This window comes from Micromonospora sp. NPDC047740, assembly GCF_043204735.1.
Classification (GTDB): Bacteria; Actinomycetota; Actinomycetes; order Mycobacteriales; family Micromonosporaceae; genus Micromonospora.
In genome coordinates this window covers 1-26,999 of the sequence record NZ_JBIDCT010000007.1, presented here as the reverse complement: position 1 = coordinate 26,999, position 26,999 = coordinate 1, and the positions used below count along the sequence as shown (strand labels likewise).

Sequence of the window (26,999 nt, the reverse complement as noted above, 5' to 3'; positions counted from 1 at the left end):
TATCGGCAGGGCCGGCCGCCCGTGACCCCGTGTGGGAGCGGGTCAGATCAGCGAGTCGCGCCACTGGCGGTGCAGGGCGGCGTACCGGCCGCCGGCGGCGGCCAACTCGGCCGGGGGACCGTCCTCCACGATCCGTCCGCCGTCGAGCACCAGCACCCGGTCCGCGATCTCCACCGTGGACAGCCGGTGCGCGATCACCAGCGCGGTGCGGTCCCGCAGGATGCTGCCGAGCGCCCGCTGCACCAGGCGCTCGGTCGGCACGTCCAGCGACGAGGTCGCCTCGTCCAGGATCAGCACCCGCGGATCGGCCAGGAACGCGCGGGCGAACGCGACGAGCTGCCGCTGCCCGGCGGAGAGCCGGCCGCCGCGCCGGTGCACGTCGGTGGCGTACCCGTCGGGGAGCGCGGCGATGAAGTCGTGCGCGCCGATGGCCCGGGCGGCGGCTTCCACGGCCGCGTCGTCGGCGTCCGGGCGGCCGAACCGGATGTTCTCCGCAACCGAGCCGCTGAACAGGTGGTTCTCCTGGGTCACCAGCACGACCGCCCGGCGCAGCTCGGCGTCCACCAGGTCCCGCAGGTCGACCCCGTCGAGGCTGACCGCGCCCGTGTCCGGGTCGTGGAACCTTGCGACCAGCTTGGCGATGGTGGACTTGCCCGCGCCGGTCGGCCCGATCAGCGCGACCGTCTGTCCGGCCGGCACGGCCAGCTCCAGTCCGGCGAGGATCGGCGCCTCCGCCCGGTAACCGAAGGAGACCGACCGGAAGACCACGGCACCCCGGCCGCCGCCGGCGGGCAGTGGCACCGGCCGCTCCGGCTCGGCCACCGCCGGCCGCTCGTCGAGCACCCCGGCCAGCTTCTCCAGCGCGGCGGTGGCCGACTGCAACGCGTTGTAGAACTGGCTGAGCTCCTCCATCGGCTCGAAGAACCGGCGCAGGTAGAGCAGGAACGCGGCGAGCACGCCGACCTCGGTCCGGCCGCCCAGCACCCGCCAGCCGCCGTAGCCGAGCACCACCGCCACGGTCAGGTTGCCGATCATCCGGATGCCCGGCGAGTAGACCGCGATCAGCCGGAACGCGTCCAGGCTGGCCTGCCGGTAGTCGTCGTTCACCGCGGCGAAGATGCGCTGGTTGCGCGGCTCCCGCCGGTACGCCTGCACCGCCCGGATGCCGCGTAGCGACTCGACGAAGTGCACGATGACCAGCGCCACCGCCTCCCGGGTCCGCCGGTACGCCCCGGCGGAGGCGCGGGCGAACCAGCGGGACAGCCAGAACAGGAACGGAAAGGCGAGCAGGGTGGCCGCGGCCAGCGGCAGGTCCAGCCAGAGCAGGATGCCCGCCACCGACAGCACCGACAGCGCGGCCATCACCAGCTTGTCGATCCCGCCGTCGACCAGTTCGGCGATCGAGTCCAGGTCGCTGGTCAGCCGGGACACCATCCGGCCGGAGGTGTAGCGCTCGTGGAAGCCGACGTCGAGGCGGAGGAAGTGGCCGTACACCCGCTGGCGGAGGTCGAGCAGGACGGCCTGGCCGATCCGAGCGGCGAGGGTGAGGAAGCCGCGCCGGGCCGCGTACTCGGTGCCGGTGGCGACGACGAAGGCGGCGGCGACGGCGACCAGCGGGCCGGCGTCGCCGGCCCGCAGCGGCCCGATGCCCCGGTCGATGCCCAGCATCACCAGGTACGGGCCGGCCATCGTGGCGGCGTTCTGGAGCAGCAGCAGCGCCACGGCCCAGCCGAGCCGGCGCCGGTGCGGGCGCAGCAGCCCGCGCAGCAGCGCCCGGCTGCGGGCCCGGAGCCGGGCCACCGCCTCCGGGGTGGCGACCTCGGCGCGGCTGCGGTCGGCGTCCGGGTCGGTGGCCCGCCCGCGCCACCGGGACAGGTCGAGGCCGTCGTCCCGTGGCCGGCCCGGGGCGGGGCCGCCGTCCCGACCTCGGCGCGGGGCGGAACCGCCACCGCGGCGCGGCCGGGGTACGCGGAGCGGACCGTCCGCCCCGCTCACGAGTGCACCAGGCCGACGCCGTCCGGCCGCCGCTCCGGCGCGGCGGAGAGCACCGCCCGGTACGCCGGCACGCCGGCCAGCAGTTCGGAGTGGGTACCGACGGCGACGATCCGCCCGCCGGCGAGCAGGGCGACCCGGTCGGCGAGCGCCACCGTGGAGGGGCGGTGCACCACCAGCAGGGCGGTGGTGTCCCGCAGGACCCGGCGCAGCGCCGCCTCGACCAGCGCCTCGGTGTGCACGTCGAGGGCGGAGAGCGGGTCGTCGAGGACGAGCAGCGCGGGTCGGCCGAGCACCGCCCGGGCCAGCGCCAGCCGTTGCCGTTGCCCGCCGGAGAGGGACAACCCCTGCTCGCCGACCCGGGTGGCCAACCCCCACGGCAGCTCGTACGCGAACTCCGCCTGGGCCAGCGCGAGCGCGGCCCGGACCTCGTCCTCGCCGGCGTCCGGCCGGCCCAGGGTGAGGTTCTCCCACACCGACATGGAGAACAGGGTCGGCTCCTCGAACGCCATCCCGACCAGCCGGCGCAGCGAGCCGAGCCGCAGGTCCCGCAGGTCGTGCCCGTCGAGGGTGATCCGGCCGCCGGTCACGTCGTGCAACCGGGGGACCAGCGACAGCAGCGTGCTCTTGCCGCAGCCGGTGGCCCCGACCAGGGCCAGCGTCTCGCCCGGTTCGACGGTCAGGTCGACCTCGCGCAGCACCGGCGCGGCCGTACCGGGGTAGCGGAAGGTCACCCGCTCGAAGCGCAGCCGGCCGCGGACGTCGGCGCGATCCAGCGCCCGGGCGTGCGGGGCGGCCACGATGGTCGGCGGGGTGTCCAGCACCTCCTGGACCCGGTCGGCGGCGGTCGCCGCCTCCTGCCCGTTCGCGATGATCCAGCCGAGCGACTGCACCGGCCAGACCAGCATGAGCTGGAGGCTGACGAAGGCGACCAGTTCGCCGATGGTGAGCACGCCCCGGGCGGCGGCCGCCGCCCCGGCCACCAGCACCACCCCGAGGGTCAGGTTGGGGACCAGGTCGAACAGCGCCGCGGTACGCGCCAGCAGCCGCGCCTTGCCGATCCCGATGTCGTGCAGCCGCCGGGCGCCGCCGGCGAACCGGGCGGCCAACTCCGGCCCCCGCCCGTACGCCCGCATGGTGCGCAGGCCCTGCGCGGTCTCCTCGACCAGCGTGGCCACCTCGCCCTGCTGGTCCTGCATCCGCCGGGACGCCGCGTGGTAGTGCCGGGCGAACCGGCGGCTGATCAGGAACAGCGGCACCGCGCTGGTCGCCACCAGCAGGCCGAGCCACGGGTGCAGCCGGATCAGCAGCACCACCACGGCGGCGTAGGTGACCAGGTTGAGGACCAGGAAGAGCAGTCCGAAGGAGAGGAACCGGCGGATCACCGACAGGTCGCTGGTGATCCGGCAGAGGAGTTGGCCGGACTGCCAGCGGTCGTGGCAGCCGGCCGGGAGCCGTTGCAGGTGGGCGTAGACGTCGGCGCGGATCGCCGCCTCCATGCCGACCGAGGACGACGACTGGGTCCACCGCCGGATGAAGATCAGCACCGCCTCGGCCACGCCGAGCAGCAGGGCGAGGGCGCCGAGCCGGAACAGCCCGGCCGGGTCGTGCCGGGCCACCGGCCCGTCCACCACCCGCTGCACGACCAGTGGCACGGCCAGGCTCGCCGCCGTGGCGGCCACGGCGGCGAGCAGCAGCCAGGCGAACTCGGCCGCGTACGGCCGCAGGTAGGGACGCAGCCGCCAGAGGTTGCGCAGCGGGGGGTGAGGCGCCGAGGGGTTGCCGTCGCCGTGCGCAGGCACTACGCGACGGTAGCGGCAGGGTGCGACGGTAGCGCTGTCAGCTAGCCGTCACCCGTCCCTCATGCCCGAGAAGCCACTTCTTCACGTCCAGCCCCCAGCGGTAGCCGCCGAGCGTGCCGTCGGTGCGCAGCACCCGGTGGCAGGGGACGAAGAGGGCGGCCGCGTTGCGGGCGCAGGCCGCCGCGGCGGCGCGGACCGCGGCCGGCCGCCCGGCCAACTCGGCGAATCCCGTGTAGGTCACCGGCTCGCCCGGCTTCACGTCGCGCAGCACCTGCCAGGCGTGCGCCAGGAAGATGCCGTCGGTGTGCTGCGCCACCGGGACCGGGTCGATCGCGGTCAGGTCACCGTCCAGATAGGCGCGTACGGCGGTGGTCACCAGGCCCAGTTCGGCGCGCTCCCGCAGCTCACCGCGCAGGCTCGGGTGCATCAGCGGGACCAGGCCGGCGGGCTCGGCGGTGAACCCGGCCGCGCGTACCGCCCCGTCGGGTCCGGTGAGGACGCTCAGTGGGCCGACGGGGGTGTCGATGACGGTGCTGTCCAGTGTGGTCATGCTGCTCTCCAGAGTCGGATCACCGCGTACGAGCGCCAGGGGCGCCAGTGGTCGGCGTACGCGTCGAGGTTCTTCGGGTCGTCGGGCAGGCCGAGCGCGGCGGCGCCCCGGCGTACGCCCAGGTCGGTGGGGAGGAGGACGTCGGGGTCGCCGAGGGCGCGCATCGCCACGTAGCCGGCCGTCCACGGGCCGATCCCGGGCAGGGCGACCAGCCGCCGTACGGCTTCCTCCCGGTCCCCGCCCGGCGCCAGGTCCAGCGACCCGTCCGCCACGGCCCGCGCCACCGCCCGGATCGTCTCCCGCCGCGCCCCCGGCATCCGAAACCCCTCGTCCCCCACCGAGAGCACCTCCTCCGCCCCCGGAAACGCCCCCAGCCCCGCCCCCCGTTCGTGTTGATCAAGAAGTTCGCGTCCAGCGGGGACTGTTTCCTCGACGCAAACTTCTTGATCAACGCGGCCGTGCCGCACGGCGGCGAGGAGGTGGGTGAGGGTGGTGCGGGCGGACTGGAGGGAGATCTGCTGGGTGGTGATGGCACGGACGGCCATCTCGAAGCCGTCGACGGCGTGCGGGAGGCGGACGCCCGGTTCCGTCCGGACTGCCGGGGCGAGGGCGGGGTCCTCGGCCAGGGTGCCGTCGACCGCGACCGGGTCGGCGTCCAGGTCGAGCAGCCGGCGGCAGCGGGCCACCGCCGGGGCCAGGTCACGCATGTCGGCCAGGCGCAGCGTCGCGCCCACGTGGCCGTCGGCCGGGGTCAGCGCGACCGTGCCGGCTCCGTGCGGCAGCCGCAGCCCCCGGTGGTACGTCCCGTCGCGTACCTCCTCCACCCCGGGCAGCGCCCGCAGCGCGAGGAAGTCCAGCAGCGCCGCCGCGTGCAACGGCGGACGGTACGCCAGCCGTAGCGTGATCGTGCCCGCCCCGCCCGCTGCCGGCCGTCCCGCTCGGCTGACCCGCAGCTCGGACGGCGTCGCCCCGTACACCTCCCGGACCGTGTCGTTGAACTGCCGGACGCTGCCGAAGCCGGCGGCGAACGCGACCTCGGCCAGGCCGAGCCCGGTGGTCTCGATGAGGATCCGGGCGGTCTGGGCGCGCTGCGCCCGGGCGAGCGCGAGCGGCCCGGCGCCGAGTTCGGCGCGGAGCATCCGGTGCAGGTGCCGCTCGGTGTAGCCGAGCCGGGCGGCCAGCCCCGGTACGCCGTCCCGGTCGACCACCCCGTCCGCGATCAGCCGCATCGCCCGCCCCACCACGTCGGCCCGGACGTCCCACTGCGGTGACCCGGGGGCGGCGTCGGGGCGGCAGCGACGGCAGGCCCGCAGGCCGGCGCCCTGCGCCGCGGCGGCGGACGGGAAGAAACGGACGTTCTGCCGTTTCGGCGTCATCGCCGGGCAGGACGGCCGGCAGTAGATCCCGGTCGACGTCACGCCGGTGTAGAACCAGCCGTCGAAGCGCTGGTCACGGCTGTCGACGGCCCGGTAGCACCGTTCGAAGTCCAACTCCACGCCATCGATCCTGCCTCGCAGGTCCAGCCCCCGGCTGGCGGGATTCGGACCCGGCCGTACTCCCCGCCCCGCCCCCTCCCCACCACCCGCCTGACCCCCGCCGGCACGCCCTTCCCTGCCTGCCCTGTCGATCATGAGGTTGGCGGCAGTCCGGGAGATCCACTTCGCCGTCAACCTCATGATCGACCGAGCCGACCTCGGGCTGTGCGGCCAGCCGGGCTCGGTCGTCCTCGTCCACGCACCCTCCCGCGCTTGTCTGTCAGTGATACAGACGCCCCAGCTCAGTCCAGCTATCCCTGACGCGGCAACGGTTTTCGGCACCGAAAGTGTCGGTAGTGGTCGGTACGGTCCCGCCAACCAACTCAAGAAGAGGGTGCGGGGAGATGGCGAGCGTGGCCGGGCGAGGTGCCCGCTGATGCGGTCGGGGCGGATTCGGGTGGATCGCGCGGTGGTGCAGGGCTTCTACGACCGGATGCGGGTGGTGGCGCCGGCCGCGTACGGCGCGATCGAACGGGACCGGGCGGACGACCCGGGGCGGGCCTTCGCCGAGACCGCCTGCGGCCGGCTCGTCGGCTCGCTCGACCGGGCGGGGCTGCGGGCGCTCGGCATGTGGGCGCACCACTGGTGCATGCGCTTCTACGACGACGACACCCGGGTGGGCCTGCGGCTGGTCCGGGAGATCGCCGGCCGGGCCGGGCTGGGCTGGACGGTCGACGAGGTGCGCTGGCTGCTCGACCAGTCGTACGCGGCCGGCCCGGCCGCCGCCCATCGGTTCACGCTGCCGCTCGCCGCCGCGGCCGAGTTGCCGCCCGGGGCGCTGCCGGATCGGGGCGGCGAGGCGCCGGACTGGCCCCGTCTGCTCGCCGGCTGAGCGCCGGCCGGCTCGCCTCCGCGGCGGACGCGGGCCGGCCGGCCCCCGCCGGGGACGTGAGCGGGGCAGTTCCCGCAGCGGACCCGGAGCCCGGCGCGGCGGGCGTGAGCCGGCCCGACGGTTCGCCCGGGCGGGGCCGGCCCGGCAGCTGACCGAGCACCATCGCGGCGACCGCCACCGCGAAGCCGACCAGCTGGAGCGGGCTGAGTGCCTGCCCGAGCACCAGCCAGCCGAGGGCGGCGGCGGTCAGTGGGCTCAGCGCGCCCAGCACCGACACCCGGGTGACGGGCAGTCGCGCCGCGCCCCGGAACCAGAGCGCGTACGCCAGGGCGGTGCCGACCAGCCCGAGCCAGGCGTACCCGAGGAGGGCCGGCCGGTCCGGCGCGGGCGGCGCACCCTCGACGGCGGCGGCGACCGGCAGGATCAGCAGGCCGCCGGCGACCAGCTGCCAGCTCGTCGCGGTGAGGGTGCCGACGCCGGCGGGCCGCCCCCAGCGGCGGGTGAGCACCAGCCCGGTGGCCATCGCGGCGGTGCCGGCGAGCCCGGCCGCCACGCCGAGCAGGTCCAGGCCGGCGCCGGGCCGCAGCACCACCAGTGCTACGCCCAGCGGCGCGGCCAGCGCGGCGAGCAGCGCCGGCCGGCCGGGCCGCATGCCCAGGGCGGCCACCGTGAGCGCGACGACCAGCAGGGGCTGGGTCGCGCCCAGCACCGCTGCGGTGCCCCCGGGCAGCCGGTACGCGGCGACGAAGAGCAGCGGGAAGAAGGCGCCGATGTTCAGCGCGCCGAGCAGGGCGGCCCGCCACCACCAGTCGCCGTGCGGTCGGTGGCGGGTCAGGGCGAGCAGCAGCAGCCCGGCCGGTAGGGCCCGGTACGCGCCGGACCAGAGCGGCCGCTCGGCCGGCAGCAGCTCGGCGGTGACCAGGTAGGTGGTGCCCCACGTGGTCGGGGCGACGGCGGTGAGCGCGACGTCGGTCCAGCGGCGGTGCATGGCGACCCTCTTCCCTCGCTGCTAAGTAGCTTAGAGCTAAGCTAATCAGTACCGAGTGAAGAAGGAAGTGCGAGGTGCGGCACAATCCCTCCGTGGCAGCGGACGACGTGGACGTCATCGTCGAGCAGTGGCGCCGGGAGCGGGCCGGCATGCGGCCCGAGCCGATGGCGGTCTTCGGTCGCATCTACCGGCTGGCCCGCCTGGTCGGCGACGGCCAGGAGAAGGTGTACGCGGGCTGGGGGATCAGCCGGGGCGAGTTCGACGTGCTCGCCGCGCTGCGACGCGCCGGCGACCCGTACACCCTGGCACCGAAGGCCCTGAGCGCCTCGCTGATGCTGACCTCCGGGGGGATGACCGGGCGGCTCGACCGGCTGGAGCGGGCCGGGCTGATCCGCCGATCACCCGACCCGGAGGACCGGCGGGGCCTGCGGGTCACCCTCACCGACACCGGGCGTCGCCTCGTCGAGGAGGCCGCCGACGCCGGCCTGGAGGTGCAGCGGCGCCTCCTGGACGCCCTCCCGCCCGCCGACCAGGAACGCCTCGCCGACCTGCTCCGCGCGCTGCTGGCCGCCGCCGAGACGGGTCGCTGACCCGGGCGGGCTGCGGGTGCCCGGGGCCGGTGGCGCAGGATGATCGGAGATCGCCACACCACCGACCGGGAGGACTTCATGCCGGCTGCCGAACCGACCATCGTCGCCACCAGCACAGGCTTCAGCAGCCGCCGCCGCGGCCCCTGGGACGCGCAGCCCGGGCCGATCTTCGAGCTGATGGCCGAGCTGGCGGAGGCCGGCCCCGCGCCGCGGATCTGCTACCTGAACCAGGCCGTCGGCGACCAGCCCACCTCGTTCAGCGTGTTCTACGGCGCGTTCGCCGGCACCCGGTTCCGCCCCTCCCACCTGGCCCTGTTCCCGATGCCCAACGTCGAGGACATCCGGGCCCACCTGCTCGCCCAGGACCTCATCTGGGTCGGCGGCGGCAGCGTCGCCAACCTCTGCGCGGTCTGGCGGGTGCACGGCCTCCAGGACATCCTGCACGAGTGCTGGCAGGCCGGGGTGGTGCTAAGCGGCGTCTCCGCCGGGTCGATCTGCTGGCACCTCGGCGGGGCCACCGACAGCTACGGCCCGAGCCTGCGACCCTTCACCGATGGCCTGGGCTGGCTCCCGTACGGCAACGGGGTGCACTACGACAGCGAGGGGCAGCGCCGGCCGCTCATGCACAAGCTGGTCGGCGACGGCACGCTGCCGACCAGCCACTGCACCGACGACGGGGTCGGGCTGGTCTACCGGGGCACCCGGCTGGCCGAGGCGGTGGCGGACAAGGAGGGCGTCGCCGCCTACCAGGTGACCAGGGAAGCGGACGGCAGCGTCCGGGAGACCCGGATCGAGCCCCGGCTGCTGACCGCTCAGCCCTCCTGAGCCCGGCCTGCTGGGCAGGGCCCGCCGCGCTCGGAGTCCCTTTTCGCTCGGCGGCGGGCCTGCCTGTCCGGGACGGGCGGCGAACCGCGTAAGCTGGCTCGTCGTGAGTCTCACCATCGGCATCGTGGGCCTGCCCAACGTCGGCAAGAGCACCCTGTTCAACGCGCTGACCAAGAACGACGTGCTCGCGGCGAACTACCCGTTCGCCACCATCGAGCCGAACGTCGGCGTGGTCGGGCTGCCCGACGAGCGGCTGACCAAGCTCGCCGAGATCTTCTCGTCGCAGAAGGTGCTGCCGGCGCCGGTCTCGTTCGTCGACATCGCCGGCCTGGTCCGGGGTGCCTCCAAGGGCCAGGGCCGGGGCAACGCGTTCCTCGCGAACATCCGCGACGCCACGGCGATCTGCCAGGTGGTGCGCGCCTTCTCCGACCCGAACGTGGTGCACGTCGACGGCAAGGTCTCCCCGGCCGACGACATCGAGACGATCAACACCGAGCTGATCCTGGCCGACCTGCAGACCCTGGAGAAGGCGCTGCCCCGGCTGGAGAAGGAGGCCAAGCTCCGCAAGGACCGGGCCGCCGCCGCCGAGGCCGCGAAGAAGGCCGTCGACCTCCTGGACAGCGGCGTCACCCTGTACGCGGGCGCGGCCGCCGCCAAGATCGAGCTGGAACACCTGCGTGAGCTGCACCTGCTCACCACCAAGCCGTTCCTCTACGTCTTCAACGTCGACGAGGCCGAGCTGGGCAACGCCGAGTTCCTCGACGAACTGCGCGCCCTGGTCGCCCCGGCCGAGGCGGTCTTCATGGACGCCAAGATCGAGTCCGAGCTGGTGGACCTGCCCGAGGAGGAGGCCCGCGAGCTGCTGGAGTCGATCGGGCAGTCCGAGCCGGGCCTGGACCAGCTCGTCCGGGTCGGCTTCCGGACGCTCGGGCTCCAGACGTACCTGACGGCCGGCCCCAAGGAGGCGCGGGCCTGGACCGTCCCGGTCGGCGCGACCGCGCCGGAGGCCGCGGGGGTCATCCACAGCGACTTCCAGCGCGGCTTCATCAAGGCCGAGGTGGTCTCTTACGACGACCTGGTCGCGGCCGGATCGATGGCGGCGGCGAAGGCCGCCGGCAAGGTCCGGATCGAGGGCAAGGAGTACGTCATGCAGGACGGCGACGTCGTGGAGTTCCGCTTCAACGTCTGAATCCGGCCCGTTTTGGCAGGTCAGAAGGCTGTGCCTTCGCCCCGGGGCACACCAGGGGCACAACCCCACGCCTCATCGACCGCACAGCGCGCACCTTGCCCAGGGGGACGCTGCCTCGCGCTCAGTTGGCCCTGACCTCGTCGTCCAGGCGGATCTCACCCGCGTTCATCGGGACCAGCCGGACGCCGAACCAGGTTCGCCCGTGCTCTCTTCGATAGCGGGCGAGGGTGCGAATCGGCTCCTTCCCCGTGGTGTGGCGAGCAGCGGTCCGGCGTCAGACAGGTTCAGTGGGCCGCCTGTGTGGCCGCCATGGTCGGCCGCCACCGGCCGGCGGCGGGGGTCGTCGAGCCACGCCAGCCGTAACGGGCGCTGGAACTGGGTCGAGAGCCATTCATGGGCCTCGTCGCAGGCACGGTGAGCGGCACAATGCGTTCCCGGTGGGCTGACGGCAGGCTGACCCGGAGCACGGGGGAGCGGCCCACGAGCCGAGCCAGCACCGCCGCTGCGTAGATCGAGCGGGAGGGCACACCCTATTCCGAAGCTACGACCATCCAAAACGGCCCTGATGCTGGGCACTGGCTGGGCAAGTCGACACCGTCCGGACGTGCTTCCATGGCTCCTCCCCCGAGCGATACCTTGTCGCCCGCCCGCAGGGACCTCGCTTGACCACCCAAAGAGGTAGGGAATACCGGCACATATGTGATGCTCGAACCGGAATCGGTAATGGTCAGACAGTCATGGGCAAACGCCGCAGTGCCCTCTAGTAGCGCGCTGTCGCCGACGCCGGGCTCTTTGTCGTAGTATTGGGCGAAATTCGGAGTTTCAGCGTCGGCGTTCTGGCCAGGTGATTCGGAACAACCGGTCATGCACCCCGCGACCACCCCCGCTATGAGAAGGTGTCGCCCGACGACGAGTCGCATCCGTCACCAGCCAGTCTGGTAGTTGCCCTGGGCCAGACCTGCTTTCGGGCCAGGTCGACGGTTCATGATCGTTCGTTCGCACCGAACGAGTCGCGAGCCCTCAGTCAAGGCCAACTCGCTCGACCACAATGCCCCTCTCGCTGCGGTCAGGTCAAGCTCCTGGATCGACCTGGGCCGCCTACCAGCAGGGGTCGGGCGGGCCGCAGCCGACAGGCGAAGGGCCCACCACCATCAGATACACGAAGGAGAAGGCCAGGACCGCAAACACGGCTGCGCCAGCCACGCACCCGGCAATCGCCAGACCGCGACCACGTTGCCCAGTCGTCTTGATCTCCTTCGTTCCCACGACGCCTACGGCCACCGCGCAGATGCCGAGCCCCAGCGCAGGGAGGAGAAGTCTGATGTCCAGGTCTATCAGCAAGGCATAGCCCGCGCTGACGTACAGCAGCGGAACCAGGCCCAGGCAGCAGGCCACGATCGCCAGGAGGCTGTACCTTCGCTGATTCTCGGAGAGCTGACCGGTCATGGCACGTCCTACCTTCCCTTCGCCGCTCGGATACTCCGGCTGCGGCGCCACGAGCCCGACCGCCCGAGGATCATGAATGGAGACACCATGGTGGATCATGCGGGCGGGCAAGGGAAGGCGGCTGAGACTCCGGCCTGAGCCGGGTACTTCGCGGAGCCGGGGCCCCGGCAAGCAGGCCGGCGATCAGCGACGCCGCAGATAGCGTGATGACCGCACCGACGGCGACGCCGAGCGGTCAACAGACACTTCGTGCGGTCACCGGGAGGGCTCGCCGGACTCGACGAGCCGGGCGAGGTTTGCCAGCGCCATGCGCGTACCGGTCTCGTTGTCGGCAGCGGGGATGCTGTCGGGGATCCCTTCGTGTACGACAAGGACGTCGGTGCCGCCGTCCGCGTCGGTAAGCGTGGTGGTCATCGTCATGGTGCCGCCGAACGCGGGATCTGCGGTCTCGAACTCGAACACCTCGACCACCTGCTCGTTCGGCACGAGCTTGAGGAACCGGCCGTGATAGGTGTCGGTGCGGGACGTCGACTTGCCGGTGCCTTCCGTCGTTTCGTAGGTGAGCGAGACGCGGAATGCGCCACCTTCGTGGGCTTCGAACTGGTGGACCTGGCCCCTCATGCCGGAGGGGACCCGCCACCTGGCGATCGCATCGCCATCCACCAGCGCCCGGTAGACGGCGGGACGCGAGGCCTTGACATGCTGAGAGACGCGTGTCGAATACATACGGTCAACGTACTGCCCGCATCCGCCGCGGACCGGGAGCTGATCGTCCAGTCGGGCAACCCTGGTCCGTGGTCCTCAGACCTGAAGGTGGGCGCGGATCTTCCGGGCCAGGGCTGACTGGGTGCCGTCATCGACCGCGAGAACGCCGTTCTCGGCCATGAGTGCGTGGAACTGCTGCTGGTGATAGGGCACGCCGGGCGGCAACGGCGCGAGGTGCCAGTGGAGGTGGGCGTTGCCCTGCCGGCTGCCGAGGCTCATCGAGTACATCCGCTCCGTCGGCAGGGTCGCCGCGAGCGCCGTGGCGACCGCGTGCACGACGCCCTGGAAACGCTGGAACTCGTCCTGCCGCATCTCCAGCACCCAGCACTCGACGTGCTGCTTCGGCGCGACGAGGCAGTAGCCGAGCAGCGTCGGGTTGCGGGCGAGGAAGGCGATGGTGTCGTCGTCGTCCCCGTAGACGACGTGGTGCCGGTAGTCGGGGTCACCGCGCACGAAGGCGCAGACGAAGCAGGGACCGAGCCGGACGCGACGCCCGTACCGCTCGAAGTCGAACGCCGTCTTCGCCGGCTGACCGTCCATATCGGCAGCCTAGGTCCACACAGCCGTTTTGAGGTGCGTGCCAGACTCCACATCATGGTGACGGAGGAGCGGTCCCGGGAAGTGCGTTCGATGGTGGATCTGGTGACGGGGTGGTCGGCTGAGCGCGCGGACGTCGCTGGGGTGGTGGTCGTGGGCTCCTGGGCACGCGGGGCCGCGCGGATGGACTCCGACGTCGACATCGTGGTCCTGACGGACAATTCGGGCCACGCCGAGGCGGGTGTCTGGGCGGATCTGCTCGGTGGTGAGGTCGTCCGGTTGGCCGAGTGGGGGCCGCTGCGGGAGGTCCGGGTACGACGTCCGTCCGGGCTCGAGGTCGAGCTGGGAGTCGTGCCGGTGAGCTGGGCCGACACCGATCCGGTCGACTCAGGCACCCGCCGAGTCATCACTGAGGGGCATCGCATCGTGCATGATCCGGCTGGTGTGCTGGCCGCGTTGTCGGCGGCCTGCTCCATCCCAACCGGGGCGGACACGGGGCACAAGACACGGTGACCGGACCCCCGGTTGCACGCCGCTCCGAACGTGTCGAAGCCCACCGCGGGCGCGCCCGTCAACTTGTGCGGACCGTGAATGATCGCGTCGCAGGTCGCGTACTCAGGCGCCGGGATGGAGCAGCGCAAGATCGTCGCCCCAACCATCCAGCACGTCGCCGTGTCCGCGCTCCCGGGCCAGGCGTGCCACGTCGGAGAACAGCCCGACCGGGTCACGCAGCGCCCGCGCTGGGAAGGCCACTGCCGTCCAGGGCCCGGGCAAGGGGTACGTCTCCAGCTCCCAGTGCAGGTACTTGTTGTACGGCCGCAGCCGCCCGTGCAGGGCGAACACCGCGGTGAGGAGCCACGGCACGCTCTCCCGCTCGTCCAGCGTGGCGGCCAGTTCATTCCCGTCGCGCCGGCTCTTCGCCGCCCGGTACGCCAGGTTCAGGTAGCCGTCGAGGGCGTCCCGGGCCCAGGCGGTCGCCTCCGCCTCGGTGGGTACGGCCTGTCGCTCCACCAACGCGGTGACGTTCCCGCCGAGCCGGTCCAGCAGCACCTTGGCGCCGCGGAACGCGTACCGCTGCCAGGGGTCGGAGGTGTCGGCCAGTTCGTCCACGGTGCAGACGATCTCGTCCAGCTCGGCGGTCCGCCGGGTGGCGTGCCACCGCTCGTCCCGGGAACGGACCACCACATGCACATCGTGGTCGGAGTGGACGGTCGCCATCCCGCGCGCGTACGAGCCGGTCAACACCAGACCGACGACCGCCGGGTCGGCGTAAGCGCGGGCGAGCAGATCCTCGAAGGCGTCCACCTGCTCACTCTCCCGGTGCTGACAAGCGAATATCGCTCGCCGTCCGGGTCGCGCCGGAGGGCTTCATGATCGCCGAAGCGATCAGGGTGATCTCACGCAACTTCCCCGGAACTGCTGCCTGCAGTGCGGGGGAGGCAGCAGTTCCGGGAAAGTTGCCGCGTTGAGCGGCTGGCCGCCATGCTGAGCGCCGTCAGCCGGCGCGGAGGGCGTCGTCGACGCCGGTCTCGCGGCGCCCGAGGCGGACGGGGTCGCGGCCGGAGAGCACGTCCACCGCCGCCTTCACCGAGGCGCCGTACTCGCGAACCGAGCCGATCCGCCACTTGGAGTACTGCCGGACGGTGTCGTCGCCGACGCCGTTGGCCTCGATGCCGAAGTGCCGGCACAGCGCCACGGCGCGGGGCAGGTGGAACGACTGCGTCACCACCGTCATCCGGTCCACCCCGAAGATCCGCTTGGCCCGCGCACACGAGTCGTACGTGTCGAAGCCGGCGTAGTCCAGCACCACCTTGCCCGTCGGCACGCCCCGGTCGACCAGCCAGCGCCGCATCGCCTCCGGCTCGTTGTAGTCGGCGTTCATGTTGTCGCCGGACACCAGGATCGCCCGGACCTTGCCGGCGGTGAACAGCCGCTGGGCGAGCTCCAGCCGGGCGGTGAGGAAGGCCGACGGGCTGCCGTCCGCCTCCACCTTGGTGCCCAGGACCATAGCGACCGGCGCCTCCGGCACGTCGGCCTCGGTGAAGATGTGCCCCTCGGCGCCACCGCGGAGCCACGCCACGCTGGCCACGCTGCCGCCGGTCGCCACCACCGCGCCGACCGCGACCGCGAGCAGCGCCCAACGGACCCGGCGGACGTTCCACCACCGTTTGACGACCCCGAACCGCCCCCGCATGCGGACGAGTATCCCAGGCAGGTTCCTGTGCCGGGCACCCCGATGTCGGGCCCGGGCCTTAGCGTGAGTCCGACGCTGGCAGGAGGAGGTCCGAGATGAGGGAACGCCATCCCGCGCTCGCACGGCTGGACGTGCTCGTCGGACGGTGGACGGTGCGGCCGAAGGTCGAGGGACTCGGCACCGGGTGGACGGACGTCACCTGGGTGGAGGGCGGCCAGTACCTGCGGATGTTCACCGACGCCGAGCCGGTGCCGGACACGGCGCCGCAGGCGTGGCGGGACAACGCACCGTTCCCCACCACCCAACACGTCGGCCTCGACGACGCCGACGAGCAGTTTTCCGTGCTGTACGCCGATGCGCGCGGCGTGCACCGGGTCTACCGGATGACGTTCGCCGGCGGCGTCTGGCGGATGTGGCGCGACGCGGCCGGCTTCCACCAGCGGTTCACCGGGACGTTTAGCGCCGACGGCGACACCATCGACGCGAGCTGGGAGAAGTCGGCGGACGGGGTCGACTGGACGCTCGACTTCGAGCTGACCTACCGGCGCTGACGCCGTCGGAGTCCCCAGGGGCAGCGCGCAGGTCCGGACAGTGCCTGAGATCAGGCCGCCCGAGCGGCCACGATCAGTTCGCCGTCGTCGCTCGCGCCGACCGGCTCGCCGGCCCAACCGCCGCACACCCGCTCCACGGTGAAGCCGGCACCGGCGAGGGACTCGCGCAGCTCCGCCTCGGCCCGGAAGCGCAGCGTGCCCGGGCTGCTCAGCTCCGCGCCGTCCAGCCACCGGTAGTGGTGGACGTAGCTGACCAGGCCGTCGCGTACCTCGGTCAGCTCGGTCCAGGCGTCCACCGGGGTGCCATCGGGCAGGGTGAGCCGGCGGCGGGAAGCGCTCGGGGTCCAGCGCTCCCAGCGGCGGGCCGCCGGGTCGCGCGAGTCGAACGCCAGCGCCCCGCCGTCCATCACGGCCCGGCGCAGGTCGGCGAGGGTGCCCGCCCACTCGTCGTCGCCCCGGATCTCCTGCGCCACGTGGCTGGTCATCAGGGCCACCTGGTACGCGGCGTCGGGCAGGTCGGCAGAGCTGCCCTCGATCCAGGTGACCCGGTCGGCGCCCGGCTTGCTGCGGGCCGCGGCCAGGGACGCCGAATGCGGCTCCAGCCCGGTGACGGTGTGACCGGCGGCGGCCAGCGCCAGGGTGAGCCGCCCGGTCCCGCAGCCCAGGTCGAGCACGCGGGCCGCCGGAGCCGCGCCGACCACGCCGAGGAAGAACTCGTCGTCGCGCCCCCACGGGTTCTCCACGTCGTAGAGAGCCGCCAAGAGCCGGTCGGCCGGCGTCACGCCGCCTCGTTACGCCGGATGATCTCCGCGACCACCCGTTCCAGCTCGGCCCGCTTGGCCTCGACGTCCGCGAGGTCGGCGAAGTACGCCATCCGGCGGTCCGGCCACGTGCCCTCGAGTAGTGGGCTGTCGATGGTGGCCAGGTGCGGGTTGTGGAAGACCAGGTGCACCCGCTTGCGGTCGCGGAGGTTGAAGGTGGCGATGTAGTCGCCCCGGCTGAACGACGGCGCCTTCCACTTGATCTGCTCGGTGATCCGCACGTCGACCCCGGTGATGATCGCCCGCAGTGCGACCACCTCGGCCTTCAACGGGTGGTCAAGTTCGGCCAGGAACCGGTCGACGTCCGCTGGCCGGTGCGCGTGCAGGTCCGCCATGGTTGATCAGGATAGGGGTCAGGAGATGTGGTGGAGGATCACGTTGTGCACGTGGTGGCTCTTCTGCGCGCCCCGGAACTCGACCTCGTAGGTCTGCGCGCCGACGTGGATGGCGATCGCCCCGGTGGAGAAGAAGGAGCCGCCCCATGACTTGTTGCTCACCACGCTGACGCTGGTGATCTTCGAGTACGGGATGCTGGTGATGGCGTACCGCTTGCCGATGAAGGACCGGTCCTGAATGATCACGCGGCGGTCGGTGAGGCCGATGAATCCGGTGCCGGCGCCGACCGCGTCGTACACGGCGATGATCTGCTCGCCGGCCAGGAGCCCGCTCTGGATCTGCTGGAACTGTTCCTTGCGGTCGTACGTCGGGGTGGTCATGTCCCCGACGGTAGGTGGCGCGCGCCAGCCGGCTCAGGGTGCGGTGACCGCACGGACGGCGTCCTCGATGCGGGCCGCCAGCAGCACCTCACCCTCCGTCAGCGGCTCGCCGTCGCCGTGGCCCACCCGGATCTGCGTACGGTCGGCACGGCGGCTGATCTCGGGCCGCAGGCGCAGCGCGTCCGCGACCACCTTGACCCGCTCGGTCAACGCGGCGTGCTGGGTGTCGTCCAGGACGAGTGTCCGGCGGATCTCCTCACCCTCCCGGGTCCACCCGGACAGCAGGGCGAGCGCGTCGCTGAGGTAGTCGTGCTTCGCCCGGCCGCTGAACAGCACGCGCATCACCGCACCTCCCAGGCGTCGTTGCTGGCTTGTGGCCAAATCGTCGCCATCCCGTGTCCCAGTCGACGCCCTCTAGTCTGTCGTCGTACAGATCGTGTGTCCACGCCCACACTTCCGTGTTCTGCTGACCTGACGGCGATGCTCAGCTACCCAAACCGCCGATTGATCTGGCACCCTGGACGCCCGTGCGGACCGAACGGGTTAGCGGCAACGGGCAGGGCGGGCGGGAGCCGAAGGTGGTCGTCGGGGCGGCCATCATCGCGGACGGCAGGGTCCTGGCCTGCGAACGGTCCGCACCTCCGGAGGTGGCCGGCCGCTGGGAGTTCCCCGGCGGCAAGGTCGAGCCGGGGGAGGACGAGACGACCGCGCTGGTCCGCGAGTGCGCCGAGGAACTCGACGTACGCGTGGAGATCGGCGCGCGGGTCGGCCGGGACGTCCGGATGGCCCACGGCCGTTCCGTCCTCCGGGTGTACGTGGCCCGCCTCCTCCATGGCGACCAGCCGAAGGCCCTGGAGCACTCCGAGCTGCGCTGGCTCTCGGTCGCCGAGCTCGACACCGTCGCCTGGCTCCCCGCCGACGCGCCGATCGTCGCCGCCCTGCGCCCCCTGCTCACCAACCCCTGAGCGGGGGAAGGGGACGCGGGGGCGGAAACGGGACGGGGGCCGGCGGCGTGTGCCGCGGCCCCCGTCTTCGTTGTCGTGCTGCTCAGTGCTTCGGCTGGTCCTGCTGCGGGTGCGCGAAGTTGAGGTGCTCCGGCGGCAGCGGGAAGGTGACGTCGTCACCGAACGGCGACGGCGCGGCGGCCTTGTCGAAGGTCAGCTCGGTCAGCGGCAGCTTGCCGTTGGCGTCGAGCGGGGGCGTGGTCGGGTGCGGCACCTGGCGGTGCCAGTTGACGCCCTTCTGCGCCTGCGCCTCGGACCGGGCGTCGTGCGAGCCGCCGGCGTGCGAGTGCACCCCGCTCTGGGCGGAGCCCGCGCCGCCGCTGTGGTGCTCGCTGGTCACGCTGGTTTGAGGCACCTGACCCCTCCGGAAGATCTTGCTACCAAGCCACACGAGGGGATCGTACCTGCGGTCTACGACCCGCTCCTTCATGGGGATGATCCCGTTGTCCGTGATCTTGATGTGCTCGGGGCAGACCTCGGTGCAGCACTTGGTGATGTTGCAGAAGCCGAGTCCCATCTCGGACTGCGCGTACTCCTTGCGGTCGGTCTTCGCGTCGAGCGGGTGCATGTCCAGCTCGGCGGCCCGGATGAAGAACCGGGGACCGGAGAACGCCTGCTTGTTCTCCTCGTGGTCACGGATGACGTGGCAGACGTTCTGGCACAGGTAGCACTCGATGCACTTGCGGAACTCCTGCGAGCGCTCGACGTCGACCTGCTGCATCCGGTACTCGCCGGGGGCCAGGTCGGCCGGCGGTGCGAACGCCGGGGTCTCCCGGGCCTTCTCGTAGTTGAACGAGACGTCGGTGACCAGATCCCGGATGATCGGGAACGTCCGCAGCGGCGTGACCGTGACGGTCTCGTTCTCCTCGAACGTCGACATCCGGGTCATGCAGCTCAGCCGCGGCTTGCCGTTGATCTCCATCGAGCAGGAGCCGCACTTGCCGGCCTTGCAGTTCCACCGGCACGCCAGGTCCGGCGCGTCGGTGGCCTGCAGCCGGTGGATCACGTCGAGGACGACCTCGCCCTCGTTGACCTCGACGGTGTAGTCCTGGAGGTCGCCGCCGCTCTCGTCGCCCCGCCAGATGCGGAACTGTCGCTTGTTCCCCATTACTTGCCCGCCTCCTCGGTGAGGGCGTCGAACTCGGCGAGTTCCTCGTCCGTCAGGTACTTGGCCAGCTCCGCCCGGTCGAACAAGGTGATCAGCTCCGGGCGCATCTTCGGCAGCGGCTTGCGCTCCAACCGGACCGCGCCGCCGTCCAGCGAGCAGACCAGGTTCACCCGCCGCCACGCCGGGTCCATCGCCGGGAAGTCCTCCCGGGTGTGCCCGCCGCGCGACTCCGCCCGCTCCAGGGCGGCCTTCGCCGTGCACTCCGAGACCACCAGCATGTTGCGCAGGTCCAGCGCCAGGTGCCAGCCCGGGTTGTAGCGCCGTCCGCCGGCCGCGCTCACCTTGGCCACCCGCTCCCGCAGCTCCGCCAGCTTGCCCAGGGCGTCGGCCAGCTCACCCTCGCGCCGGATGATCCCGACCAGTTCCCCCATCACCGCCTGGAGGTCCTGCTGCAGGACGTACGGGCTCTCCCCAGTGTCCCGCTGCAGCGGCGCCAGCGCCGTCTCCACCGCGGCCTCCACGGCGGCGACCGCGACCTTCGGGCGCGCGGCCAGCTGATCGGTGTACGAGGCGGCGTGGCCACCCGCCCGCTTGCCGAAGACCAGCAGGTCCGAGAGGGAGTTGCCGCCGAGCCGGTTGGAGCCGTGCATGCCGCCGGACACCTCACCGGCGGCGAAGAGCCCGCGTACGCTGCCCGCCGCCGCGCCGGAGTCCGGGTCCACCTCGACGCCGCCCATCACGTAGTGGCAGGTCGGGCCGACCTCCATCGGCTCCTTGGTGATGTCGACGTCGGCCAGTTCCTTGAACTGGTGGTACATCGACGGCAGGCGGCGGCGGATCTCCTCGGCCGGCAGCCGGGAGGCGATGTCCAGGTAGACGCCGCCGGCCGGGGTGCCCCGACCGGCCTTGACCTCGCTGTTGATGGCGCGCGCCACCTCATCGCGGGGAAGCAGCTCGGGCGGACGCCGGTTGTTGTCGGGGTCCTTGTACCAGCGGTCCGCCTCCGCCTCGTTGTCGGCGTACTGCTTGCGGAACACGTCCGGCACGTAGTCGAACATGAACCGCTTGCCCTCGGAGTTCTTCAGCACCCCACCGTCGCCGCGGACCGACTCGGTGACCAGGATGCCCTTCACCGAGGGCGGCCAGACCATGCCGGTCGGGTGGAACTGGAGGAACTCCATGTTGATCAGCGTCGCTCCGGCGCGCAGCGCCAGCGCGTGACCGTCCCCGGTGTACTCCCAGGAGTTCGAGGTGACCTTGTAGGAGCGGCCCACGCCGCCGGTGGCCAGCACCACGGCCGGTGCCTCGAAGAGGATGAACTCGCCGGACTCCCGGTAGTAGCCGAACGCGCCCGCGACCCGGTCGCCGTCGAGCAGCAGTTCGGTGATGGTGGTCTCGGCGAAGACCTTGATCCGGGCCTCGTAGTCGCCGAACTCCCGCTTGTCCTCCTGCTGAAGGGAGACGATCTTCTGCTGGAGAGTCCGGATCAGCTCCAGGCCGGTCCGGTCGCCGACGTGCGCCAGCCGCGGGTACTCGTGGCCGCCGAAGTTGCGCTGGGAGATCTTCCCGTCCTTCGTCCGGTCGAAGAGCGCACCGTACGTCTCCAGCTCCCAGATCCGCTGCGGCGACTCCTTCGCGTGCAGCTCGGCCATCCGGAAGTTGTTGAGGAACTTGCCGCCGCGCATGGTGTCGCGGAAGTGCACCTGCCAGTTGTCGCGCGGGTTCACGTTCCCCATCGCGGCGGCGGCGCCGCCCTCGGCCATCACGGTGTGCGCCTTGCCGAAGAGCGACTTCGAGATGATCGCGGTCTTCTTGCCGGTCAGCCGGGCCTCGATCGCCGCGCGCAGGCCGGCGCCGCCGGCGCCGATCACGACGACGTCGTAGTGGTGTCGTTCGATTCGGGTCTCAGTCATGTCCGGGCCTCTAGTTGATGAACCGCAGGTCGTTGAACCAGCCGGCCGCCACCGCCATGACGTAGAAGTCGGTGAGCGCCAGCGTGCCGAGGGTGATCCAGGCGAGCTGCATGTGCCGGACGTTGAGCCACGAGACGAACGTCCAGCCCTTGTATCGCAAGGGGTGCTTGGAGAAGTGCTTGAGCCGCCCGCCGATGATGTGCCGGCAGGAGTGGCAGGAGATCGTGTACGCCCAGAGCATCACCACGTTGGCCAGCAGGACCAGGTTGCCGAGCCCGAAGCCGAAGCCCTTGGGGGAGTGGAAGGCGTAGATCGCGTCGTACGTGTTGATGATCGAGATGATCGCGGCGGCGTAGAAGAAGTAGCGGTGCAGGTTCTGTCCGAGCAGCGGGAATCGGGTCTCCCCGCCGTACGCCTGGTGCCCGTCCGGGACCGCGCAGGCCGGCGGCGTGAACCAGAACGACCGGTAGTAGGCCTTGCGGTAGTAGTAGCAGGTCAGCCGGAACAGCAGCAGGAACGGCAGGGTCAGCGCCGCGTCCGGGATGATCCACCAGCCGGGCAGGAAGGTGCCGACGTGGGCGGAGCCCTCGACGCACCGGTCGGTCACGCAGGGGGAGTAGAACGGCGTCAGGTAGTGGAACTCGTCGACCCAGTACCACTTGTGCATGAAGACCCGGACCGTCGCGTAGATGACCCAGGCGCTGAGCCCGACGACGGTGATCAGTGGCGCAAGCCACCAGCGGTCGGTTCGCAACGTCTTCGCCGCGATCGCGGCGCGTGCCCGCGCCCCCCGCGGCCTCGTTGCCGTTGATGTCATTCGAGTCGTCTCCCTGACGGCGCCCTCGCGGGGGCGGCGGATCACCTTCCGTACCGGCCAGCGGACCGGGCGAGACCGCGTCCACTGCCACGTCTTGCGCACGCATGCGACCGCGCCGGCGAACCGGCGCAGCTAAATGACACACGTTACGCCGATCTTCGCGGCCCGGCCGCGCAACGCAGTGTCCCGTGTGTCCCGCACGTTGGAAAGACCCGAGCCATGATCAATATCCGAGCGGCTGTCGCGGCCCGGGCCAGCGGCTGCCTCCGGTACACCGTCACGGGCCCCGGCAAGTCTCTCCGGACGCTACGAACTTGATGACGACAATGAATCAGGGAGACGGTGAGTCGGCCACGCCATCAAGTTCGTAGCGGGTAGCGCGGCTGTCCGCCGCAGCAGGCAGGGTCGCGTCCGGGTGTCCGGCCCGGGTCACCCGGACGCGCCGCCGGTGAAGTTCCACGACGCCAGCCGTAGCGGTGGCGCCTCCCACCAGACGCCGTCCGTCCGGTCCGGCTGGCGGAGCGGCAGCCGGCCCAGGCCGAGCACCCGGCCCGGCCCCAGGGCCCGGGGGTACGACTCGGTGAAGCGGAAGTCGCGGACCGCCCGGGTCGGCACCCCGTCCTCGACCAGCCACACCCCGTTCCGCGTCAACCCGGTGATGACCAGGCGTTTCGGGTCCAGCACCCGGGTGTACCAGAAGTCGCTGACCAGCAGCCCGCGCTCCACCCCGGCGACCAGCGCCGCGGTGTCCGCATCGGCCACCGCCCCCGCCGGGGTGCCACCGGTCGGGCCGCCCGCCGCAATCCCCTCGGCCGGTCCACCCACCGGGGCCGGGCTGTCACCACCGGCCGTGCGGGCGGCGGCGGGAAGCAGGCGGAGGTTGGTCGGGATCGGGCCGAAGGTGGCGGCGCCAGGAATCCCGTGCCCGGTGGACGCCACCCCCGCCTCGGCGCCGCTGCGCCGGTCGTGGGTCACCGCCCTGGTGGTGCCGGCGTCGACCAGGGTCAGTGCGTGTCGCGGGGTGCCCTCCAGGTCATACGGCAGGGCCGAGCCGTGCAGCGGATCGTCCACCAGGGTCACGGCCGGGTCGAACTGGGCAACGCTCAGTTCGGCGAAGGACTGCCGCTCGGCGTACCGCTTGCCGTTGAAGCCGAACCAGGAGAGATTCTGCAGCAGGTCGGCGACGGCGGCCGGTTCGAGCACGACCTCGTAGCGCCCCGGGGGCAGCTCGACCGGATCCGCCGCGGCCCGCGCCTTCGCCGCCGCCCGGCCGCCGAGCGCGGCGCCGTCGAGCTCGGCGAGCCGGTCGGCGCAGCGCCGGGCCACCCCGTCCGCTCCGCCGGCACGCGCGATGCCGTCCATCGCCGCCTCCGCCATCCGACCCGACGCGGAATGGCCGGCCGAGTTGGCGAACGCCCCCGACCGGTACGCCGTCCGGCAGTAGCCGGCCGCCTCCAGCCCGCCGACCGCGTCCACGAAGGCGCGTACCCGGGCGGCTCGCTCATCGGGCTCCGCGAACGCGGTGGCCTCGTCGAAGACCGCGCCCGCCGGCACCGGCGACGGCGGGGCCAGCCCGGGCCAGGCCGGATCGGGTGGGCAGAGCCGGGCGGCCGCCAGGGTCCGCTCGACCAGGGCGGTCAGCCCGTCGGTGTCGACCAGGCTGCCGCTGCCGGCGGCCGTCCGCCCGTCGACGTGCAGCCGCAGCCGCACCGCCGTGCCCGACTCGGCGACGTTCTGGTGGATGAACGAGTTCGCGAACCGGGTCAGCGCCAGGTCGGCGCGGGTCACCGTGACCTCGGCCTGCGCGTCCGGCCCGGCGAGCCGGCGGACCAGCTCCACCACGTGCCCGGCGATGTCCAGCTCGGTCATGCCGTCACCTCGCTTCGCTCGGCGCCGGCATGAGGCACCTCCGCACTGCATTGATGATTCGCTCGCTGACGCTCGGTCATGCCGTCACCTCGCTCCGCTCGGCGCCGGCATGAGGCACCTCCGCACTGCGTTGATGATTCGCTCGCTGACGCTCGCTCATGCCCGTACCCCCACCCGGACGTTTCGGAAGCGGGCCGGTGCGGCCGGGTGGCCGGTGTGTCCGACCTGGCCGGGCTGGCCCTTGCCGCAGTTCGGCGTGCCCCACGGGACGATCTCCGAGGAGAGCATGTCCATCGAGCGCCAGAAGACCGGCCCGATCCCGGTGTAGGTGGGGTTGCGCAGCATCCGCCCCCGCCGGCCCTTCTTGACCTCCCAGCCGACCTCGCAACCGAACTGGAAGTTCAGTCGCTTGTCGTCGATCGACCAGGAGCGGTTGATGTCCATCAGCACCCCGTCGTCGGTGGCCGCGATGATCTCGTCGAGGGTGTGCGGGCCCGGTTCGAGGCCCACGTTGGTCATCCGCACCATCGGCAGCCGCGCCCAGCCGTCCGCCCGTACGCTGCCGCCGTAGCCGAGACCCGCGACGGCGGCCGAGTCGCGGCCGGCGAGCACCCCCACCCAGCGCCCGGCGCGGACCGCGTCCCGCTTGACCGCCGGGGAGCCCTCGTCGTCGAAGCCGAAGCTGCCCAGCGCCCCGGGGATGGTCGGGTCGATGGTGATGTTCATCAGCTCGGAGCCGTAGCGCAGCGCGCCGAGCCGGGTCAGGTCGAGCCAGGACGTCCCGGCGAAGGCGGCCTCCCAGCCGAGGATCCGGTCCAGCTCGATGGCGTGGCCGACCGACTCGTGGATCTGCAGGGCGAGCTGCTCGCCGCCGAGGATCAGGTCGGTCTCGTCGGCCGGGCATTCGGGGGCGGTGAGCAGTTCCCGGGACTCCTCGGCGATCCGGGCGGCGTGCCCGGGCAGGTCGAGCGAGGTGACCAGCTCCCAGCCGGTGGTGCCGTACTGCCCGCGGTAACTCGGATAGGACCGCCGCTGGGTCTCGCCGTCGCCGATCGAGGTCGCCGAGATGCCGCCGCCGCACTCCCGGATGCGCTGGTCGATCCGGTGCCCCTCGCTGGAGACGAACCACTTGGCGGTGTCCCAGATCTGGTAGAGCCCCTCGGCCAGGTCGGCGCCGTGCGCGCGCATCGTCTCCGTGGCGCGGACCAGCAGGTCGCCCTTGTCGGAGAGGGCGACACCGAGCGGGTCCACCTCGCACCCGGAGGCCCAGCTCGCCACGGTGGCCGCGACGGGGACCAGGTCGATCGGCGGGCCGGGGACCCGCGCGCTCGCGGCGGCGATCGCCGCGGCACGCCGCCCGGCATCGCGGGCCGCGGCGTCCGACAGATCGGGTACGGCGTGGAAGCCCCAGCTCGATCCGACCAGCGCCCGGACACCCAGCCCGATGCTCTCGTCCTGGGTCAGCTCCTCGATGTCGCCGTTGCGGGCCGACATCGACTCGTAGCGGCGGTGCATCACCCGGGCGTCCGCGTATCGGGCTCCCGCGTCGAGGGCGGCCTGGACGGCGGCGCTCGCCGCGTCGAACTCGCTCATGCGCCCGACCCTAGGCGAGCGCACCGACATCCGTCAGGAGACGAGATCCTCGGGCCGGATCGTCGCCCGCACGGGGTCGCTCAGCTCCAGCACCTCGCCCCGCTTGGCGACGGACTGTTCGGTGTAGTGGCCGCCCCGGCGACGGTAAGGGCGCAAGCTGCCAGTCTCCTGCTCGACCAGTAGGTACCACTCGATGCCGGCGGCGGCATAGTAGTGCATCTTGAGCACCTTGTCGGTGGCCGCATTGCTCGGCGAGATGATCTCGCAGACCAGCCGCACCGCATCCGCCTCGATGATGAGTTCATCGAGGTCAACCGGCTCGGTGACGACGAGGTCGGGGATGGGGATGCGGCCGGGCCGGAGCCGCACGTTCACCGCCTCCAGCAGTTCCAGCCCCACGGCTTCGGCGGCCGCCTCGAGAATGTTGCCGAGCTTGCGTGAGATCCGCTGATGCCGCGGCGTGGGGGCTGGCGTCACGTGAAGGCTCCCGTCGAAGAGTTCGACGCGCTGCTGCGTCTCGCCGAGGGCGAGGTACTCCTCTTCGGTCCACGGGCCGTTGTGGTCGAACACCGCCGCGGTCATGGTCACCTCCACCTCATGCCGGCGGGAATCCTCACGTGACTGGCGCATTCATCGTCGCACTTGCGGTGCGCTCACGGCACGAAGACATCGAGTTGCGGACGTGAATCTCCTGCTGAGGGGCTGGTCAAGCCCGAAACCCACTCGTTACGCTCAGGCCGCTGACATCCCACGTTTTGTAGCTTATTTTCGCCTCCAGAACTTTGCTGTAAGTTCTCTTCGTCACTGAGGGGGAGGCGGTCGTGGGCAGGTCGGAGTCGGCGCCGTCCGGGGAACCGGACCGCCCAGCGGTGCCGGAGCAGCGCTCTGGCGAGGGTCCCTACCTGCGGGTCAAGGACCTGCGGGTGCGGTTCGACACCGAGGACGGTGTGGTTCGCGCCGTGGATGGGGTGTCGTTCTCGGTGGAGCGGGGTCGCACCCTCGGCATCGTGGGGGAGTCCGGTTCGGGCAAGAGTGTCACCTCGCTGGCCATCCTCGGTCTGCACAACGCCAAGCGCACCACGATCAGCGGGGAGATCTCGGTGGGTGGCCGTCAGTTGGTGGGGCTGCCGGAGGAGGAGGTGCGTCGGCTGCGGGGCCGGGACATGGCGATGATCTTTCAGGATCCGTTGTCGGCGTTGCATCCGTACTACACGGTGGGTAGGCAGATCGCTGAGGCGTATCGGGTGCACCACCCGAGGGCCAGCCGGCGGGAGGCCCGCGGCCGGGCGGTGGACATGTTGGGTCGGGTGGGGATTCCGCAGCCGGGGAAGCGGTTCGACCAGTATCCGCACGAGTTCTCGG

General features: G+C 72.0%; 27 protein-coding genes and 2 pseudogenes. 8 read left to right on the top strand and 21 right to left on the bottom strand.

Going from position 1 to position 26,999, the window contains the following annotated elements:
• Nucleotides 1-42: 42 nt before the first annotated feature.
• From ACGF4F_RS14585 to ACGF4F_RS14565, 5 genes and pseudogenes are all read right to left on the bottom strand, one after another.
• Entirely contained in the window at nt 43-1,995 is a 1,953-nt protein-coding gene (locus ACGF4F_RS14585) for an ABC transporter ATP-binding protein (RefSeq protein ID WP_393077707.1), read from the bottom strand.
• Nucleotides 1,992-3,794 (bottom strand): ABC transporter ATP-binding protein, encoded by a 1,803-nt coding sequence (locus ACGF4F_RS14580; RefSeq protein ID WP_393077704.1) that lies wholly within the window; start codon nt 3,792-3,794, stop codon nt 1,992-1,994. Before ACGF4F_RS14580 ends, ACGF4F_RS14585 begins: the two co-directional genes overlap by 4 nt.
• A 37-nt stretch (nt 3,795-3,831) precedes the next feature.
• Complete coding sequence (locus ACGF4F_RS14575; RefSeq protein ID WP_393077701.1) at nt 3,832-4,344, bottom strand: methylated-DNA--[protein]-cysteine S-methyltransferase; 513 nt, start codon at nt 4,342-4,344, stop codon at nt 3,832-3,834.
• Nucleotides 4,341-4,721, bottom strand: a pseudogene (locus tag ACGF4F_RS14570) (DNA-3-methyladenine glycosylase family protein); the annotation flags it as partial. The gene ACGF4F_RS14575 and the pseudogene ACGF4F_RS14570, both read right to left, overlap by 4 nt.
• A gap of 96 nt (nt 4,722-4,817) precedes the next feature.
• Nucleotides 4,818-5,840, bottom strand: a pseudogene (locus ACGF4F_RS14565) (bifunctional transcriptional activator/DNA repair enzyme AdaA); the annotation flags it as partial.
• A 415-nt stretch (nt 5,841-6,255) separates the two neighbouring features.
• On the opposite strand from ACGF4F_RS14565, the gene ACGF4F_RS14560 reads away from it, so the two are divergent.
• The gene (locus ACGF4F_RS14560) at nt 6,256-6,711 is read left to right on the top strand and encodes a hypothetical protein (protein ID WP_357446434.1); all 456 of its coding nucleotides are present in this window, start codon (nt 6,256-6,258) and stop codon (nt 6,709-6,711) included.
• On the opposite strand, the gene ACGF4F_RS14555 is transcribed toward ACGF4F_RS14560, so the two are convergent.
• A complete protein-coding gene (locus ACGF4F_RS14555; protein ID WP_357446437.1) occupies nt 6,614-7,699 on the bottom strand; it encodes an EamA family transporter in 1,086 nt (361 codons plus the stop codon). The genes ACGF4F_RS14560 and ACGF4F_RS14555 overlap by 98 nt on opposite strands.
• Before the next feature lie 92 nt (nt 7,700-7,791).
• Between ACGF4F_RS14555 and ACGF4F_RS14550 the strand changes: the two genes are divergently transcribed.
• The 3 genes from ACGF4F_RS14550 (at nt 7,792) to ychF (ending at nt 10,303) form a co-directional block, all read left to right on the top strand.
• Nucleotides 7,792-8,289 (top strand): MarR family winged helix-turn-helix transcriptional regulator, encoded by a 498-nt coding sequence (locus ACGF4F_RS14550; RefSeq protein ID WP_387418551.1) that lies wholly within the window; start codon nt 7,792-7,794, stop codon nt 8,287-8,289.
• Nucleotides 8,290-8,367: 78 nt separating this feature from the next.
• The gene (locus tag ACGF4F_RS14545; protein ID WP_357446501.1) at nt 8,368-9,114 is read left to right on the top strand and encodes a peptidase E; all 747 of its coding nucleotides are present in this window, start codon (nt 8,368-8,370) and stop codon (nt 9,112-9,114) included.
• 103 nt (nt 9,115-9,217) lie between these two features.
• Nucleotides 9,218-10,303: a redox-regulated ATPase YchF gene (gene ychF, locus ACGF4F_RS14540; RefSeq protein ID WP_393077696.1), complete on the top strand. Its 1,086-nt coding sequence runs from the start codon at nt 9,218-9,220 to the stop codon at nt 10,301-10,303.
• A gap of 1,098 nt (nt 10,304-11,401) precedes the next feature.
• On the opposite strand, the gene ACGF4F_RS14535 is transcribed toward ychF, so the two are convergent.
• From ACGF4F_RS14535 to ACGF4F_RS14525, 3 genes are all read right to left on the bottom strand, one after another.
• The gene (locus ACGF4F_RS14535) at nt 11,402-11,749 is read right to left on the bottom strand and encodes a DUF4190 domain-containing protein (protein WP_357446447.1); all 348 of its coding nucleotides are present in this window, start codon (nt 11,747-11,749) and stop codon (nt 11,402-11,404) included.
• A 255-nt stretch (nt 11,750-12,004) separates the two neighbouring features.
• Nucleotides 12,005-12,475 (bottom strand): SRPBCC domain-containing protein, encoded by a 471-nt coding sequence (locus ACGF4F_RS14530; RefSeq protein ID WP_357446450.1) that lies wholly within the window; start codon nt 12,473-12,475, stop codon nt 12,005-12,007.
• 75 nt (nt 12,476-12,550) lie between these two features.
• Entirely contained in the window at nt 12,551-13,054 is a 504-nt protein-coding gene (locus ACGF4F_RS14525; protein WP_393077692.1) for an HIT family protein, read from the bottom strand.
• A gap of 54 nt (nt 13,055-13,108) precedes the next feature.
• Here ACGF4F_RS14525 and ACGF4F_RS14520 point away from each other — a divergent pair, with 54 nt between their 5' ends.
• Nucleotides 13,109-13,564, top strand: coding sequence for a nucleotidyltransferase domain-containing protein (locus ACGF4F_RS14520; protein ID WP_357446456.1), 456 nt, complete (start codon nt 13,109-13,111; stop codon nt 13,562-13,564).
• A gap of 102 nt (nt 13,565-13,666) precedes the next feature.
• Here ACGF4F_RS14520 and ACGF4F_RS14515 read toward each other — a convergent pair whose 3' ends face one another.
• Both ACGF4F_RS14515 and ACGF4F_RS14510 read right to left on the bottom strand, forming a co-directional pair.
• Nucleotides 13,667-14,356, bottom strand: a complete 690-nt coding sequence (locus ACGF4F_RS14515) for a nucleotidyltransferase domain-containing protein (RefSeq protein WP_357446459.1) — start codon at nt 14,354-14,356, stop codon at nt 13,667-13,669.
• A 190-nt stretch (nt 14,357-14,546) separates the two neighbouring features.
• Nucleotides 14,547-15,245, bottom strand: a complete 699-nt coding sequence (locus tag ACGF4F_RS14510) for an ElyC/SanA/YdcF family protein (protein WP_357446462.1) — start codon at nt 15,243-15,245, stop codon at nt 14,547-14,549.
• A 95-nt stretch (nt 15,246-15,340) separates the two neighbouring features.
• Here ACGF4F_RS14510 and ACGF4F_RS14505 point away from each other — a divergent pair, with 95 nt between their 5' ends.
• Nucleotides 15,341-15,796 carry a hypothetical protein gene (locus ACGF4F_RS14505; RefSeq protein ID WP_393077688.1) on the top strand — a complete coding sequence of 152 codons (456 nt, stop codon included), beginning with the start codon at nt 15,341-15,343 and terminating at the stop codon, nt 15,794-15,796.
• Between the two features lie 50 nt (nt 15,797-15,846).
• On the opposite strand, the gene ACGF4F_RS14500 is transcribed toward ACGF4F_RS14505, so the two are convergent.
• From ACGF4F_RS14500 to ACGF4F_RS14485, 4 genes are read right to left on the bottom strand one after another with little or no spacing between them, the layout of a single operon-like run.
• On the bottom strand, nt 15,847-16,578 hold the full coding sequence (locus ACGF4F_RS14500) for a class I SAM-dependent methyltransferase (protein WP_357446468.1): 732 nt from the start codon (nt 16,576-16,578) through the stop codon (nt 15,847-15,849).
• The gene (locus tag ACGF4F_RS14495; RefSeq protein ID WP_357446471.1) at nt 16,575-16,952 is read right to left on the bottom strand and encodes a DUF1801 domain-containing protein; all 378 of its coding nucleotides are present in this window, start codon (nt 16,950-16,952) and stop codon (nt 16,575-16,577) included. Before ACGF4F_RS14495 ends, ACGF4F_RS14500 begins: the two co-directional genes overlap by 4 nt.
• 18 nt (nt 16,953-16,970) lie before the next feature.
• Nucleotides 16,971-17,333, bottom strand: a complete 363-nt coding sequence (locus ACGF4F_RS14490; RefSeq protein ID WP_073834793.1) for a PH domain-containing protein — start codon at nt 17,331-17,333, stop codon at nt 16,971-16,973.
• Between the two features lie 33 nt (nt 17,334-17,366).
• Nucleotides 17,367-17,675, bottom strand: a complete 309-nt coding sequence (locus ACGF4F_RS14485) for a 4a-hydroxytetrahydrobiopterin dehydratase (RefSeq protein WP_357446474.1) — start codon at nt 17,673-17,675, stop codon at nt 17,367-17,369.
• A 185-nt stretch (nt 17,676-17,860) separates the two neighbouring features.
• On the opposite strand from ACGF4F_RS14485, the gene ACGF4F_RS14480 reads away from it, so the two are divergent.
• Nucleotides 17,861-18,298, top strand: coding sequence for a (deoxy)nucleoside triphosphate pyrophosphohydrolase (locus tag ACGF4F_RS14480; protein WP_357446477.1), 438 nt, complete (start codon nt 17,861-17,863; stop codon nt 18,296-18,298).
• 82 nt (nt 18,299-18,380) lie between these two features.
• Here ACGF4F_RS14480 and ACGF4F_RS14475 read toward each other — a convergent pair whose 3' ends face one another.
• The 6 genes from ACGF4F_RS14475 to ACGF4F_RS14450 form a co-directional block, all read right to left on the bottom strand.
• Nucleotides 18,381-19,445, bottom strand: coding sequence for a succinate dehydrogenase/fumarate reductase iron-sulfur subunit (locus ACGF4F_RS14475; protein WP_357446480.1), 1,065 nt, complete (start codon nt 19,443-19,445; stop codon nt 18,381-18,383).
• A complete protein-coding gene (locus tag ACGF4F_RS14470) occupies nt 19,445-21,358 on the bottom strand; it encodes a fumarate reductase/succinate dehydrogenase flavoprotein subunit (protein ID WP_393077683.1) in 1,914 nt (637 codons plus the stop codon). Before ACGF4F_RS14470 ends, ACGF4F_RS14475 begins: the two co-directional genes overlap by 1 nt.
• A gap of 10 nt (nt 21,359-21,368) precedes the next feature.
• On the bottom strand, nt 21,369-22,175 hold the full coding sequence (locus ACGF4F_RS14465) for a hypothetical protein (RefSeq protein WP_073834789.1): 807 nt from the start codon (nt 22,173-22,175) through the stop codon (nt 21,369-21,371).
• A gap of 429 nt (nt 22,176-22,604) precedes the next feature.
• On the bottom strand, nt 22,605-24,044 hold the full coding sequence (locus tag ACGF4F_RS14460; protein WP_357446486.1) for a metallopeptidase TldD-related protein: 1,440 nt from the start codon (nt 24,042-24,044) through the stop codon (nt 22,605-22,607).
• Nucleotides 24,045-24,200: 156 nt separating this feature from the next.
• Nucleotides 24,201-25,637, bottom strand: a complete 1,437-nt coding sequence (locus ACGF4F_RS14455; RefSeq protein WP_357446489.1) for a TldD/PmbA family protein — start codon at nt 25,635-25,637, stop codon at nt 24,201-24,203.
• 33 nt (nt 25,638-25,670) lie between these two features.
• Nucleotides 25,671-26,219, bottom strand: a complete 549-nt coding sequence (locus ACGF4F_RS14450; protein ID WP_393077678.1) for a Uma2 family endonuclease — start codon at nt 26,217-26,219, stop codon at nt 25,671-25,673.
• Between the two features lie 239 nt (nt 26,220-26,458).
• Between ACGF4F_RS14450 and ACGF4F_RS14445 the strand changes: the two genes are divergently transcribed.
• The coding region (locus ACGF4F_RS14445; RefSeq protein WP_393077675.1) for an ATP-binding cassette domain-containing protein at nt 26,459-26,999 on the top strand (541 nt) is incomplete at its 3' end.